Annotated in this window: 12 protein-coding genes; 6 read left to right on the top strand and 6 right to left on the bottom strand. The window is 62.3% G+C overall.

All coding sequences use genetic code 11. The features are described 5' to 3' along the window. Window positions 1-130 precede the first annotated feature (130 nt). The 6 genes from AC1VON_RS08320 (at window position 131) to AC1VON_RS08345 (ending at window position 5,728) form a co-directional block, all read left to right on the top strand. Window positions 131-1,045: a methyltransferase domain-containing protein gene (locus AC1VON_RS08320; protein WP_483121455.1), complete on the top strand. Its 915-nt coding sequence runs from the start codon at window positions 131-133 to the stop codon at window positions 1,043-1,045. A gap of 130 nt (window positions 1,046-1,175) precedes the next feature. Next, window positions 1,176-1,538, top strand: a complete 363-nt coding sequence (locus tag AC1VON_RS08325) for a hypothetical protein (RefSeq protein ID WP_483121457.1) — start codon at window positions 1,176-1,178, stop codon at window positions 1,536-1,538. A gap of 278 nt (window positions 1,539-1,816) precedes the next feature. Then, window positions 1,817-2,824 carry a sugar ABC transporter substrate-binding protein gene (locus AC1VON_RS08330; protein WP_483121458.1) on the top strand — a complete coding sequence of 336 codons (1,008 nt, stop codon included), beginning with the start codon at window positions 1,817-1,819 and terminating at the stop codon, window positions 2,822-2,824. Window positions 2,825-2,837: 13 nt separating this feature from the next. Then, window positions 2,838-3,821 carry an ABC transporter permease gene (locus tag AC1VON_RS08335; protein ID WP_483121460.1) on the top strand — a complete coding sequence of 328 codons (984 nt, stop codon included), beginning with the start codon at window positions 2,838-2,840 and terminating at the stop codon, window positions 3,819-3,821. Further along, window positions 3,818-4,603, top strand: coding sequence for an ATP-binding cassette domain-containing protein (locus tag AC1VON_RS08340; protein WP_483121461.1), 786 nt, complete (start codon window positions 3,818-3,820; stop codon window positions 4,601-4,603). Before AC1VON_RS08335 ends, AC1VON_RS08340 begins: the two co-directional genes overlap by 4 nt. 72 nt (window positions 4,604-4,675) lie before the next feature. Further along, window positions 4,676-5,728 carry an NAD(P)-dependent oxidoreductase gene (locus tag AC1VON_RS08345; RefSeq protein WP_483121463.1) on the top strand — a complete coding sequence of 351 codons (1,053 nt, stop codon included), beginning with the start codon at window positions 4,676-4,678 and terminating at the stop codon, window positions 5,726-5,728. A 5-nt stretch (window positions 5,729-5,733) separates the two neighbouring features. Here AC1VON_RS08345 and AC1VON_RS08350 read toward each other — a convergent pair whose 3' ends face one another. From AC1VON_RS08350 to AC1VON_RS08375, 6 genes are read right to left on the bottom strand one after another with little or no spacing between them, the layout of a single operon-like run. Beyond that, entirely contained in the window at window positions 5,734-6,675 is a 942-nt protein-coding gene (locus AC1VON_RS08350) for a 2-hydroxyacid dehydrogenase (RefSeq protein WP_483121464.1), read from the bottom strand. Window positions 6,676-6,698: 23 nt separating this feature from the next. Further along, window positions 6,699-8,330 carry an ABC transporter ATP-binding protein gene (locus AC1VON_RS08355; RefSeq protein ID WP_172347104.1) on the bottom strand — a complete coding sequence of 544 codons (1,632 nt, stop codon included), beginning with the start codon at window positions 8,328-8,330 and terminating at the stop codon, window positions 6,699-6,701. Beyond that, window positions 8,327-9,472 (bottom strand): ABC transporter permease, encoded by a 1,146-nt coding sequence (locus AC1VON_RS08360; RefSeq protein ID WP_044548852.1) that lies wholly within the window; start codon window positions 9,470-9,472, stop codon window positions 8,327-8,329. The genes AC1VON_RS08355 and AC1VON_RS08360 overlap by 4 nt, the downstream gene beginning before the upstream one ends. Next, window positions 9,472-10,566 (bottom strand): microcin C ABC transporter permease YejB, encoded by a 1,095-nt coding sequence (locus AC1VON_RS08365; protein ID WP_483121466.1) that lies wholly within the window; start codon window positions 10,564-10,566, stop codon window positions 9,472-9,474. The genes AC1VON_RS08360 and AC1VON_RS08365 overlap by 1 nt, the downstream gene beginning before the upstream one ends. Before the next feature lie 30 nt (window positions 10,567-10,596). Then, window positions 10,597-12,465: an extracellular solute-binding protein gene (locus AC1VON_RS08370; RefSeq protein WP_483121468.1), complete on the bottom strand. Its 1,869-nt coding sequence runs from the start codon at window positions 12,463-12,465 to the stop codon at window positions 10,597-10,599. A gap of 14 nt (window positions 12,466-12,479) precedes the next feature. Then, entirely contained in the window at window positions 12,480-14,357 is a 1,878-nt protein-coding gene (locus tag AC1VON_RS08375; protein ID WP_483121470.1) for an extracellular solute-binding protein, read from the bottom strand. Window positions 14,358-14,371 lie beyond the last annotated feature (14 nt).

Consider the following 14,371-nt stretch of genomic DNA (forward strand, 5'->3'; position numbering starts at 1 on the left):
CGCTGCGGGAAGCCTGTCGTCGGAGACTGCTGACTCTCCTGGCAAAGAACGCTCAATTCGGTTCAGCTTCCGCATCCTTTGCATTACAGAGATGGTGGCCCGGCTGCCTCCGCCGGCGGAACCCGCCATCATGAAGCCGTTGCAGACCTCATCGGGCGATTTGAACGCCGATCGCCGTGCCGACTATGCCGAGATGCTCTTTGCCTCCGGCGATCACGTGGCGGCGGCCGAACTCCTGCTCGGCGCATTGGAATTGGCGCCGCAATGGGCAATGGGCTGGTTTCGCCTTGGCGAGATGCAGGACGCATCAGGCAGGCTCGACCTGGCGGCGCAGGCCTGGGTGATGGCGCTGAACCTGGATCCAGCCGATCGCCAGGGCGCGGCCCTCAAATTGCAGCTGATCGGCAAAGGCCCGGTTTCCAGCGCGCCGCCTAGCGCCTTTGTCGAAGCGCTGTTCGACCACTACGCCGAGACATTCGAAGAGATGCTGGTCGGCAAGCTCGACTACCGGTTGCCCAAAGTCCTCGAGCAGGTGATTCGCAAGGCAAGGTCGGGCCGCTTCCGTCTGGCGCTCGACCTGGGCTGCGGCACCGGGCTGATGGGCGAGAGGCTGAGGCCGATCGTCGACCGGCTGGAGGGGATCGACATCTCTGCCAGGATGCTGAAGAAGGCGCGGACGAAAGGCATTTATGACACGCTGACAAAGGCTGATCTGCAGGGTTTTTCCCACTCAGGCGAAAATCCCGATCTGGTGACATCGGCCGACGTCCTGATCTATGTCGGCGCACTCGAAGGCCTGATCGAGAGGGTCGCCGGTCTGCTCGCCGACGGCGGCCTGTTTGCTTTCTCTGTCGAGAGCCTTGCAAGCGGCGACTTCGCGCTGCAGCCCTCGCGGCGCTACGCCCATTCGGACAGCTATGTCAGGCGGACACTCGAGGCCAACGGGCTTTCAATCCTGGCGCTGGAGCCAACGACCATTCGGCAGGATCGCCGCGAACCCGTCAAAGGCTTGGTCGTTTTGGCCCTGAAGGCTCACGCCACTTGAAGTGGGCATGATCATTGCGGTTGAATCCCGTCACCGCTCCGCGCTGCTGCGAAAAAGTCCGATTTGCGTGCGCGACTGATATTTGCGATCTGGTCGCGTCAGGGGCGGGATATCAGGAGGAGCATATCATATGCGCTGGAACATGATGGTCTTGGCCTCTTGCCTGGCAACGGCCGGCTGCGTCGGCAATTCGATGTCCGAGCGGCAGGACGCCAACATAGAATCCTCCCTGCAATACGACACCGTGCCGTGCGATCAGCTGCTGGCGCGGCGCAATGGGTTGGCACAGCAATACAATCTTGCGACGACCGTGAAGCCGACCTTCTCCAATCCAGCGATGGGTTTCGGTCCGTTCACGCCCGATATGCGCTCCAAGGCCCAGCGCGACAGCGACAAGGCGGCTGGCGAGATCGACGCCATGAACCGGTCCATCGACCGCCGCGACTGCGGCAAGCCGGACAATCAGAAGAAGAAGTTCGCTCTGCCGGGCTGACGATCCCGACACACCGTATTGGAGAGCCGCCACCCGTGCGGTCCCTTACGTGTTTCTCCGCCGCAAGCAGGGCTCGATGCACTTCGTTCCGTCGCATGACAGTGACGGTTCGCCGCCGTTTGATGCGATCTGATGGAGCTGCTGATTGTTGATGACCGGGCAGCCTCTATCCTGAGCTTCGGAAAGATGTGCGCCGCTCAAGAAGCGCACAATTTCACGCTTCTGCGCTGGTCCGGATGGAGCCAGCCTGGCGAACCACACAATGGGAGGAATAAGGCATGCGCGTTAAAGTCTCGATGCAAAGTCTGCTTGCGGGATCGATCCTGTCTCTGGTCCTTGTCGGTCAGCCATGGGCCGCCGACCTGCCGGGGAAGAACCTGAAGATCGCCGTGGTGCTGAAGACACTCGCCAATCCCTATTGGCTGGCCACGCAACAAGGCATCGAGGCGAAGGCAAAGGAGATCGGCGCAACGGTCACGGTTCAGGCCGGCACGGATGAGTCGGCCATCGATGAACAGACCAACATGGTCCAGACAATGGTCGGACAGGATTTCAACTGCTTCATCGTCGCGCCGATCAGCAACAGCAATCTGATCCAGCCACTGGTGACGGCGGCCAAGAAAAACATCCCGATCGTCGCGGGGGACGCATTCGACAACGACGCGCTCGCCGCCGCCGGCGTCAAGCTGACAACCTATGTCACCGTGCGTCATACCGATGCGGGCAAGGCCGTGGCCGAGGAAATGGTAAAACGCCTGGGCGGCACGGGAAAGGTTGCTCTGATCGGTGGCCTTGCGGGCCATCCGGCCAGCATCCAGAGACTCGAAGGGTTTCGCTCCGGCGCCGGCGGCCTCGAAATCGTTCAGGAACAGGCGGCCGATTGGGATCGCGAGAAGGCTCTGAACGCCGCCGATGCGATCCTGCGCGCTCACCCCGACCTGAAAGGCTTCTATGCTGCCAACGACGGCATGGCGCTGGGCGTCCAGCAGGCGGTCAACAATGCTGGCCTGGCCGGCAAGGTCCTGGTGTTCGGCACGGATGCCATCGACGACGCGCTCAATTCCATCGAGGCCGGACAGATGACCGGCACCGCCGCGCAGTTCCCCTACCTGATGGGCCAGATCGAGGTCGAAGCCTGCCTTGCGGCGTCGCAGGGTGCCACGGTCGACGCGACCACGGTCGCGCCACAGGCCCTGATCACCTCCGAGAATATCGCCGCGGCCAAGACGTCGTCGCCGCAGCCCTGGTTCGAATATCACAGCCCGATTGCCAAGCTGATCAAATAGCAGGGCCTGGCGCGTGAGCTTGCAAGCAGAGACAGAAACGGCCGTCCGAGCGTCGGCCGGCCGCATTGCACGGACGGTCGGGTCGAGCGGTGTGCTGGACTGGGCGATCGTCCTGGCGCTCTTGGTGCTCATGGCGGTCGGAGCGCTGGCTTCGCCACTGTTCCTGACGGCCGGAAACATCACTTCGATTCTTGTCGCCTGCTCGATCCTCGTTGTGGTGGCGATCGGACAGACTTTCGTCATCATCACGGCGGGCATCGACCTTTCGGTCGGGTCGCTGGTGCAGATATCCTGCGTGATGATCGGCATCTCCGTCACCCAGAAATGGGGCGTGCCGATCGGCATCGTGATGGCCGTTGTTACAGGCATGTTGTTCGGCATCATCAGCGGCATCGTCATTTCGAAGGGCAAGATCAGCGATTTCATAGCGACATTGGGAATGCTCAGCATTGCTTCGGGTTGTGCCCTGGTGCTGTCGAACGGCCGACCGGTGGGCGTCATTTCACCCTTGCTTACGCAACTGGCCAGCGGCAGCTTCGGGCCAATCCCCAACATAACGCTGCTCGCGGCCGTGGTTGCCGTCATTGCCCACCTGCTCCTGTTCCACACACAACTGGGCACGCACCTGTTCGCCATCGGCGGCAACCATGAAGGCAGCCGCAACCTCGGCCTCAAGGTCGCGAGGATCAAGATCGCGGCCTTTGCCATCAGCGGCTTGCTCGCTGGCATCGCCGGCGTCATGCTCACCGCGCGCATCGGATCCGCCGAACCCGCCACCGGCAGTTCCTACTTGCTGAACTCGATAGCCGCATCGGTGCTCGGCGGAACGAGCCTCTTTGGCGGGCGTGGCACGATCATTGGCCCTGTAGTGGGCGCCCTGGTCCTGACCGCCCTTCTGAACCTGATGACGCTGCTTGGCGTCGGCGTTTTCTACCAGCCGATCGTCACCGGCATGGTCGTCATCCTTTTCGCCATCGCTTACCGGTTTCAAAAATGACGATCGCTCCTGCTTCGAATGATGGCGCGGTCGGCACCCCCGTCGGGCGCAAGATGTTGGAGGTGCGCAATGTCCACAAGCATTTCGGCTCGGTCGTCGCCCTCGATGGCGTCAGCATCTCCGTCGAGGAAGGCAAGGTCGCAGCCATCGTCGGCGACAATGGCGCGGGAAAATCCACCCTGGTCAAGATATTGACCGGCGTGCATCAACCAACGTCCGGAGAGATATTTTTCGATGGCCGGCTGGCGACGCTGCGCAGCCCTGACGACGCAAGGCGCATCGGTGTCGAGACACTGTTCCAGGACCTCGCGCTCGTCGATGACCTGACGATCTGGCAGAACCTTTTTCTCGGCCGCGAGCTTACCTGGGGTGGTCCGTTGAGCATCACCCGAAAGCGTGCCATGGCCGCCCAGGCGCGCACAATGCTGGCCGGCCTGCAGATCAACATACCGTCGATCAATGCGCGCGTGCGTCAGCTGTCCGGCGGCCAGCGGCAAGCGGTGGCCATCAGCCGCGCGGTGGGTTGGAACGCCAAGCTCACCATCATGGACGAACCGACGGCGGCCCTTGGCGTGCGGGAACGTCTTGAAGTCGAAGGCCTGATCGACCGCTTGCGGCAACAAGGAAGGACCTTCCTTCTGATCAGTCACAATTTCGATCAGGTGATGCGGCTCTCGAACGAAATATGGATCATGCGCAATGGTCACGTCGTCGGTCATCGCCGCACGAGCGAGACCTCGGGCGAGGAACTGGTCGCCTTGATTACCGGGGCAAAGGCGTGAGCAGCCGGCAGGCGAAGGCAACGAACGCGTGATGCCGCGTCAACAGCTTCAACTCCAAGGGAGGATGTCGATATGAACAAACCCGTTGCGGTCCTTGACCCACAATGGCGACAGCTTGACGAACTGTTCACGCAGGCTGACCTGAGGCGACTTGGCGAGCTTTGCGATCTGGTTTGGGCGAAGAACGAGCCCATGCCCGATCATGTACTGGATGAGAACCTGGCCGGCATGTCCTTCTATCTCTCGGCCTTGCCGACGCTCGATGCCGCCCAGATCAAGCGTGCGGCCAAACTCAAGGCGGTGATCGAGCTTTACGGCGCCTTTCCCGACACCATCGACTACGCTTCCTGTTTCGACCGCGGCATCGAGGTGCTGGCAACTGGTCCGGGCATGCGCGGCTCGGTCGCCGAAATGGCGGTGGCCATGGCGTTGTCGGGCGCGCGTGGCCTCGTGGAAGAACATGAACTGTTCCGTACCGGTGGTGAACATTGGCTCAACGACAACCCGGCGACCGATTTCACCTTGTTCGAACAGGCGATAGGGTTTGTTGGCTTCGGCGCCATTGCCAAGGAGTGCAGCCGGCTCCTGGCGCCGTTCTCGCCGAGGATATCCGCCTACGACCCCTGGCTTGATCCGTCTGTGGCCAGGCAGCATGGCGTCAGGCTCGCTTCCCTGGAGGAAGTCGCGAGCACCTGCCGCGTGCTCTTCGTGACGGCGGCGCCGACCAGGACCAACAAGGGCCTTGTGGATGCGGCTACCATTGCCAGGCTGCAGCCGAACGCGTTGCTCGTCCTTGTCAGCCGTGCACATCTCATCGATTTCGATGCCTTGGTCGAGGCGGTGCGGACAAAGCGCATCCGCGCTGCAATCGATGTGTTCCCGTCGGAGCCGCTGGCCAGGGATCATGCCTTGCGGGGCATGCCCAACGTCATCCTGTCGCCCCACCGTGCCGCCGCGGTAAGCGGTGGCCGGCAACTGATGGGCCACCTGATTGTGGAAGACATTGCCCGGATGATCGAAGGCAAGTCGCCGTTGGACCTTCAGCGTGCCCGCAAGGAGCACGTGATGGACCTGGCAGGGGTGCAGCATTCGAAGAAGCTGGAAAGCATGGCGCAGGAGCGCTGACGCGATCAGTAACCCACCTTGCGATCGACCAGGTTCTGCAATGGCTCACCGCGCTCGAAGGCATCCATCTGGCGCAGCATGATCGGCGCCAGGTGCATCGGATCGGAGGTCGCCGCGGCGTGCGGCGTCACGAACACCTTCGGATGGCTCCATAGCGGGCTGGTCTTCGGCAGCGGCTCGACCTCGAACACGTCGAGGCTCGCCTCCTTCAACGTGCCATCGTCCAGCGCCCGCACGATGTCGGCGTCCTTTTGCAGGCGGCCGCGTCCGGCGTTGATCAGCACCGAGCCGCCAAGGCCGTTGCGCTTGCGCAGTTCCTTCAGAACGCCATAATTGATGATGCCCTGCGTGTCGGGCGTCAGCGGCAAGAGCACGACGAGTATGTCGGTTGCCTTGAGGAACGGGATCAAGCCGGCCTCGCCGGAATAGGTCGCGACGCCCTGCATCGGCCGGTCGTTGCGCGACCAGCCATTGACGGCAAAGCCGAGCGAAAGAAGCACCGAGGCCGCGGCGCGGCCGAGATTGCCGAGCCCCATAATGCCAACGGAAATGTCGCCGGCCGGCCTCTGCTGCGCCTCGTGCCAGATCTTCTTCGGTTGCTGCGACCGGTAGAGCAGGCCGTGGCGATGGTGATCGAGCACCCGCCAGACGACATATTCCGTCATGTACTGCGTGAGGTTGTCGGCGACGACCTTGACGATCGGCACGTCGGGCAGGCCGGGATCGGCGAAAATATGGTCGACGCCGGCGCCGATCGAGAAGATGGCGCGCAGGTTGGGCAGCGACGACAACAGGTTCGGCTTCTGCTTCCACACCACCGCATAGGTGATCGATGGATCCTTGGCGCCGTCCGGCTCCAGAACCACCTCGCGCTCGGCCGACAACAGATCGCGCCAGCGCTGCGGGTGAAAGCCAGTGACGGCAAGCAGGATGCGGCCTTTTTCCATCGTTGTTCGTTTAGTCCCTCTAATCACTGACTGACGATGCCGACTGGCGCCGTCTCTATCTTGAAGGCCGCCGAAATCAGCGCCCGAGTATAGTCGGTTTGCGGATTTTCAAAAATCTGCTGGGAAGGGCCGGCTTCGACGATCTGACCATTGCGCATGACGATGACATCGTTGGCAAGCGCCCGGATGACCTTGAGGTCGTGGCTGATGAAGAGATAGGCGAGGTCGTGCTTGGCCTGCAGATTGCGCAAGAGGTCGACGACCTGCGCCTGTACGCTCATGTCGAGCGCCGATGTCGGCTCGTCCAGCATGACGAAGCGCGGGTTGAGCACCATGGCGCGTGCGATGGCGACACGCTGGCGCTGGCCGCCGGAAAATTCGTGCGGATAGCGGTTGCGGGTCGCCGGATCGAGGCCGACCTCCTTCAGCACGTCCGCAACCTTGTCGTCGCGTTCATCGGGCGACAGCTTCGGCTCGTGGATCTTGAGCCCTTCCTCGATGATCTCGGCGATCGACATGCGTGGGCTGAGCGAACCGAACGGATCCTGGAAGACGATCTGCAATTCGCGCCTGAGCGGCCGCATGGCGTTGAAGGTGAGCTGGTTGATGTCGCGCCCGTTGAACTGGATGGTCCCGGTCGACGAGATCATCCGCGCCAGCGCCAGGCCGAGCGTGGTCTTGCCCGAACCGGATTCGCCGACCACGCCCAGCGTCTGGCCGGCGCGCACGGTGACATCGATGCCGTCGACCGCCTTCACATGGTCGACCGTGCGGCGGAAGAAGCCTTGCTTGATCGGGAACCAGACCTTGATGTCCTTGCCGGTCATCACCGGCTTGGCGTCGGCATTGGCCGCCGGCGGCTTGCCTTTCGGCTCGGCCGCCAGAAGGTGCCGCGTATAGGGGTGCTGCGGGTTGGCGAAGATCTCCTTGGTCGGTCCGGTCTCGACGATCTTGCCCTTGGTCATCACGCAGACCCGGTCGGCGATCTTGCGCACGATGCCGAGATCGTGGGTGATGAACAGCATCGACATGCCTTTGCGGCTTTTCAAGCCGGCGAGCAGTTCGAGGATCTGCGCCTGCACGGTGACGTCGAGCGCGGTCGTCGGCTCGTCGGCGATCAGCAGTTCCGGTTCGTTGGCCAGCGCCATGGCGATCATCACGCGCTGGCGCTGGCCGCCCGAAAGCTGGTGGGGATAGGCGTCGAGGCGCTTTTGCGGGTCGCGGATGCCGACCTCGTTCAGCAGTTCCAGCGTGCGCGCCCTGGCCGGGCGATCGGCCATGCCTTGATGCAGCTTCAGGATCTCGACGATCTGATGCTCGATCGTGTGCAGCGGATTGAGCGAGGTCATCGGCTCCTGGAAGATCATGGTGATCTTGTTGCCTCGCACCTGGCGCAGCTGCTTCTCGGTCATCGCCAGCAGGTCGGTGCCCCGGAACAGGATTTTTCCCGAGGGGTGGCTGGCGCTGGGGTAAGGCAGGAGCTTCAGCACGGACAGCGCCGAGACCGACTTGCCGGAGCCGGATTCCCCGACCAGCGCCACTGTCTCGCCCTTCGCGATGTCGAAGGAGACGTGGTCGACGGCGACAGACTGGCCGCCGCCTTGGCTGAAGGCGACGCTGAGGTCCTGTACGCTGAGCAAAGGCGCTTCGCTCATTTGAACGTCTTGCGCGGATCGAAGGCGTCGCGCGTTGCCTCGCCGACAAAGACGAGCAGCGACAGCATCAGCGAGATGACGACGAAGCCGGAAATGCCGAGCCACGGCGCATTGAGGTTGCGCTGCGCCTGCTTGAGCAACTCGCCCAGCGAGGCGGAACCTGGCGGCAGGCCGAAGCCGAGATAGTCGAGCGAGGTCAGCGTCGAGATCGAGCCTGAGAGCAGGAAGGGCAGGAAGGTCAATGTCGCCACCATGGCGTTGGGTAACAAATGCCGGAACATGATGGTGCGGTTGGGCACGCCGAGCGCGCGGGCGGCGTTGACATATTCGAAGTTGCGGGCGCGCAGGAACTCGGCCCGCACCACGCCGACCAGTGCCACCCAGGAGAACAACAGCATCAGGCCGAGCAGGATAAAGAAGCCCGGCGGCAGGATGGCGGCGACGATGAGCAAGAGATAGAGCACCGGGATCGCCGACCAGATTTCGATGAAGCGCTGGAACAGCAGGTCCGTCCAGCCGCCGAAGTAGCCCTGCAAGGCGCCAGCGCCGACGCCGATCAGCGCCGAGCCCGCGGTCAGGATCAGCCCGAACAGCACCGAAATACGGAAGCCGTAGATGACCCGCGCCAGGACGTCGCGCGCCTGGTCGTCCGTGCCGAGCCAGTTCCAGTTGCCGACGATGCAGGCCGGGTCGGCAGCCCCTTGCGGATACTGGTTGCAGCGCTTCGCGGCGTCATACTGCCAGGACGGCCTGGCGGGTGCGGCCTCCGGAATGGCGTTGTTGACGGTCTGGTAGGAATAGCGGATCGGTGGCCAGATCATCCAGCCATTGGCGTTGATTTCGTCCTGGATCACCGGGTCGCGATAATCGGTGACGGCATAGAAGCCGCCGAACTTTTCCTCGGGGTAGGCGACCAGCACCGGAAACAGGATCTCGCCCTTGTAGGAGGCGATGATCGGCTTGTCGTTGGCGATGAATTCGGCAAACAGCGACAGCACGAACAGGACGAGGAAAATCCACAACGACCAGTAGCCGCGCCGGTTGGCCTTGAAATTCTGCAGACGGCGCTTGTTGAGCGGCGACAGGAATGGCCGTGGCATCCGCTCCGGCACCACTCCGGCGGTCACGCTTGCCTCCGACATCAGATGTCTCTCCGCTCGAAATCGATGCGCGGATCGACCCAGGTGTACATGAGGTCGGACAACAATCCGACGAACAGGCCGAGAAGCGAGAAGATGTAGAGATTGGCGAACACCACGGGATAGTCGCGCTCGACCACCGACCGGAAGCCGAGCAGTCCCAGGCCATCGAGCGAGAAGATGTTCTCGATCAGCAGCGAACCGGTGAAGAAGGCCGAGATGAAGGCGCCGGGGAAGCCGGCGATGACGATCAGCATGGCGTTGCGGAAGACATGGCCGTAGAGCACCTGCCGCTCCGACAGGCCCTTGGCGCGCGCCGTCACCACATACTGCTTGCGGATCTCCTCCAGGAACGAGTTCTTGGTCAGTAGCGTGGTGGTGGCGAAGGCCGACAGCACCAGCGCCGTCAGCGGCAAGGTCATGTGCCAGAGATAGTCGGCGATCTTGGCCGGCCAGGACAACTGGTCCCAATTGTCCGAGACGATGCCGCGCAACGGAAACCAGTCCCAGAACGAGCCGCCGGCAAACAGCACCATCAACATGATGCCGAACAGGAAGCCGGGAATGGCATAGCCGACGATGACGATGCCGCTGGTCCAGACGTCGAAAGGCGAGCCATCCTTCACCGCCTTGCGGATACCGAGCGGGATGGAAATCAGATAGGACAGAAGCGTGATCCAGAGCCCGATCGAGATCGACACCGGTATCTTTTCCAGGATCAGGTCGAGCACCGAGATGTCGCGGAAGTAGCTGTTGCCGAAATCGAAGCGGGCATAGTTCCACAGCATCATGCCGAAGCGCTCGAGCGGCGGCTTGTCGAAGCCGAACTGCTTCTCCAGCTTCTTGATGAATTCCGGATCGAGCCCCTGCGCGCCGCGATATTTCGAGCTGACGTCGCCGGCGGCGTCGAAGTTGGAGCCGCCCGCATCGCCGCCGCCACCGCCGAGGCGGTCGCTGCCGCCTTGATTGGTCAGCTTGGCGATGACCTGCTCGACCGGTCCGCCCGGCGCGAACTGGATGACGGCGAAGGAGATCGCCATGATGCCGAACAGGGTCGGGATCATCAAAAGGATGCGGCGCAGTATATAGGCGCCCATCAGGCTTCCTGCCCTCCGCGGACCAACATCTCAGCCTTTGCCAATTTTTGCCGCCTTGCCCTTATCGAACCACCACAGCGTTTCGACCGGAAAGCCGAAATCGGGCTTTTGCTCGGGAAAGCCGAACATGTCCCAATAGGCGCTTCGGTGATTCGCCAGGAACCAACTTGGAATCCAATCGCACCGCGCGCGCAAGACCCGGTCGAGCGCTCGCATCGCGACCGTCAGGCTTTCACGGTCTTTTGCCGCGCCCACCGTGTCGATCAGCGCATCGATCGCGGGGTCTGAGGTGCCCGGCAGATTGCGCGAACCGGAGAGGTTGGCCGTCCTGGAATGGAAGAAGCCTTCGAGATCGTCGCGTGTCGGTGTCGCGCTGAACGAGAAAGCAGCTGACAGCAGATCGAAATCGAAGGTCGCCTGCCTGGCCTGGTATTGGGCCGAATCCACCAGCCGGATCGTGGCATCGATGCCGATCGCCTTCAAGTTGGCGACCCAGGGCGAATAGACCTGCACGAAAGTGTCGTCGTCGACCATGAATTCGGCCGAAAGCCGGCCGCCTTTGCCGTTGACGACGAAATCGCCCGACCGTTTCCAGCCGGCTGCGGCCAGAAGCTTCGCCGCCTGGCCAAGCAGCTTGCGGTCGCGACCGGAACCGTCGGATGCCGGCTGGGCCACGGCCTGGCCGAAGACCTCCGCCGGCACCTGGCTTCGCAGCCGCTCCAGCAGCGCCAGCTCTTGTGTTGATGGCACACCTTCGGCGCGAAAATCCGATTTCTCGAAGCAGGATTGCGAGCGCTCGTAGGAGCCGTAGAAGAAATTGCGCCGCGTCCATTCGAAATCGAAGCAGAGCGCGATCGCCTGGCGCACGCGAGCGTCGCGAAACTGTTCGCGTCGCTGGTTGACCGCCGTTCCCTGCATGGTCGGCCGCTTCTCGGCGGGGAATTCGTGCTTGACCACCTTGCCGGCGGTCAGCGCGGGGAAGTCGTAGGCGGTCGCCCAGACGCGCGAGGTGAATTCCTCGCGGTAGGTGATTTCGCCCTTCTTGAAGGCTTCGAAGCCGGCGGTGCGGTTCTGGTAGAATTCGATGCGGATACGGTCGAAATTGTTCTGGCCGCGATTGACCGGCAGATCACGGCCCCAATAGTCCGCGACCCGATCATATTCGATCCATGCGCCGGCCGAGAACCGGCCGACCTTGTAGGCGCTGGAGCCGAGCGGCGGGTTCAACTGCGAAGAGTCGAAAGGGTTGGCCGCATAGAAGGCCTTCGACAGGATGGGGAATTCCACAACGTTGAGCACGGTGCGGGCCGATTGCTTGCCGGAGAAGGTGAGCCGCAGCGTGCGGTCGTCGACAGCAACGGCGTCGACCATGTGCGTCAGCGACAACGACAGGTCGGGATGGCCCTTGTCCTTGTAAAGCTTGAAGGTGAAGGCGGCGTCATGAGCGGTCAGCGGCGTGCCGTCGTGGAAGCGCGCCTCGGGGCGGAGCGAGAAAGTGAAGGAGTTGCGGTCTTCCGACAGTGTCACGCCGTCGGCGATCTGGCCGTAAACGGCGTCGGGCTCGTCGAGTGCGCGCACCATCAACCCGTCGAAACACATCTCCATGCGCGGCGGCGCATCGCCCTTGTCGGCGAAGGAGTTCATCGTGTTGAAGGTTTGTGTGTTCTGGTTGTAGCCCCAGTTCGGCGGCGAGAAATTGAAAATTCCGCCGGGCGGTGCGTCGACATTCACATAGTCGAAATGGGTGAAATCCGGTCCGTATTTGAGGTCGCCAAAGGCGGACAGGCCATGCAGCTTGGTGCCGGTCGCAATGTCGGCGAAGGCCTTTGCGGGCGACAAGGCGGCGGCCGCCGCCGCCACGCCAAGCACGAGAAAATCACGGCGGGGCAGGGCCGTCATCGATTGCCGCCCCATCAATTGCCGCCCTTGTACTTGGCCGCCAGCGCCTTTTCCTTGTCGACGTCGATCCACCAGGAATCGATATCGACACCGACATAGGCAGGCTGCTTGTCGGGAAATTTGAACTTGTCCCAATAGGCTAGCCAGACCGCCGACCGGTGATATTGCGGCACGACGTAGAAGTTCCACAGCAGAACCCGGTCGAGCGCATGGGTGGCGGCAACGAGATCATCGCGGTCCGTGGCAAAGATGATGCGGTCGACCAGCGCATCCACGGTCGGATCCTTGATGCCCATCAGATTGCGCGAACCAGGTGCGTCGGCGGCCTTCGAACTCCAGAAATCGCGCTGCTCGTTGCCGGGCGAATCCGACTGGCCGAACAGGCCCGTGACGACATCGAAATCGAAGTTGTTGACGCGGTTGATGTACTGCGTCTGGTCGATGATGCGCAGCGAGGCGTCGACTCCGATCTTGCGCAGATTGGCAATGTAAGGGCTGGCGATTACCTGGTCGGTGTCGTTCCAGCCGAGGATCTCGAACTTGAACGGCGCGCCTGTCTTGGCGTTGACCATCTTGCCGCCCTTGATGACCCACCCGGCCTTGGCGAAGAGATCGACAGCCTGCTTCAGGTACTTTCGCTCCGCTTGCGGCGAATCGTAGACGGGCAGCTTGAATTCCTGGGTGAAGAGTTCGGGCGGCAGCTTGTCGCGGTATTTTTCCAGGATTTCCAGTTCCTTGCCTTGCGGCAAACCGCTGGATGCCAGTTCGGTGCCCTGGAAATAGCTCGATGTGCGGGTGTTGAAGCCGAAGAACAAGGTGCGGTTCATGCTCTCGAAATCGAACGGCATGGTCAGTGCCTCGCGGACCAGCCGGTCCTGGAACAGCGGCCTTCGCTGGTTGAGGACGAAGCCCTGCATCGGCTGTGGCGACTGGGTCTGGAAGTCCTTCTTGATAACGTCGCCGGCCTGGATGGCCGGGAAATTATAGGCCGTCGCCCATTTGCGGGAGCTGTATTCGCGGTTGATGTCTTCCAGTCCGCCCTTGGTGAAGGCCAGCCAGGCGGCATTGTCGTCGAGGATGTAGGTATATCGGCGCGTGTCGAAATTCTCGCGGCCGATCTTCACCGGCAACTTGGCCGCCCAATAGTCCGGCACGCGCTGCCAGACGATTTCGGAGCCTGGCTTGAAGCTGGCGATCTTGTACGCGGCCGAGCCCAGCGGCGGTTCCAGCGTTCCCTTGGTGATGTCGCGCTTCTTGCCATGGGCGTCGGTGCCTTCCCACCAATGCTTCGGCAGAACGACGAGGTCGCCGATGATCTTCGGCAGTTCACGATTGCCCTTCTGGTTGAAATGGAACTCGACCTCGCGATCGGAGATCGCCACCGCGTCGGTGACATTCTCGAAATACCGGTTGTATTGCGGGCTGTTGGCCTTCAGCACCTGGAACGACCAGATCACGTCGTCGACGGTGATCGGCTGGCCGTCATGCCACTTCGCGCGCGGGTCAAGCCGGTACGTGGCCGAGGAGTAGTCGGCAGGATATTTATAGGCGTCGGCGATCAGCGGGTGGCTGGTGCTGCCCTCGTCCGTCGCCTGTTCCATCAGCGTGTCGTAGAGCAGGCCGCCGCCGAAGCCGACCAAACCCGCCGCCGGCGATCCCTGGACGATATAGGGGTTGAAGCTGTCATAGGTGCCGAGCACCACCGAATTCAGCGTGCCGCCCTTGGGAGCGTTCGGGTTGACGTAGTCGTAATGCTGGAAATTGTCGCCATATTTGGATTGGCCGATCAGCGATGAGGTGGTCCGCCACTCGTCGGCTCGGGTCGTCTGCAACCCCGCCGCCAGCAGGGCCGCCGCCAGCAGCGACTTGAGAAGCATTCGGCCAACCGTCATGCACTATCCTCTTC

The sequence above is a fragment of the Mesorhizobium sp. HAY1-8B genome, assembly GCF_056868045.1.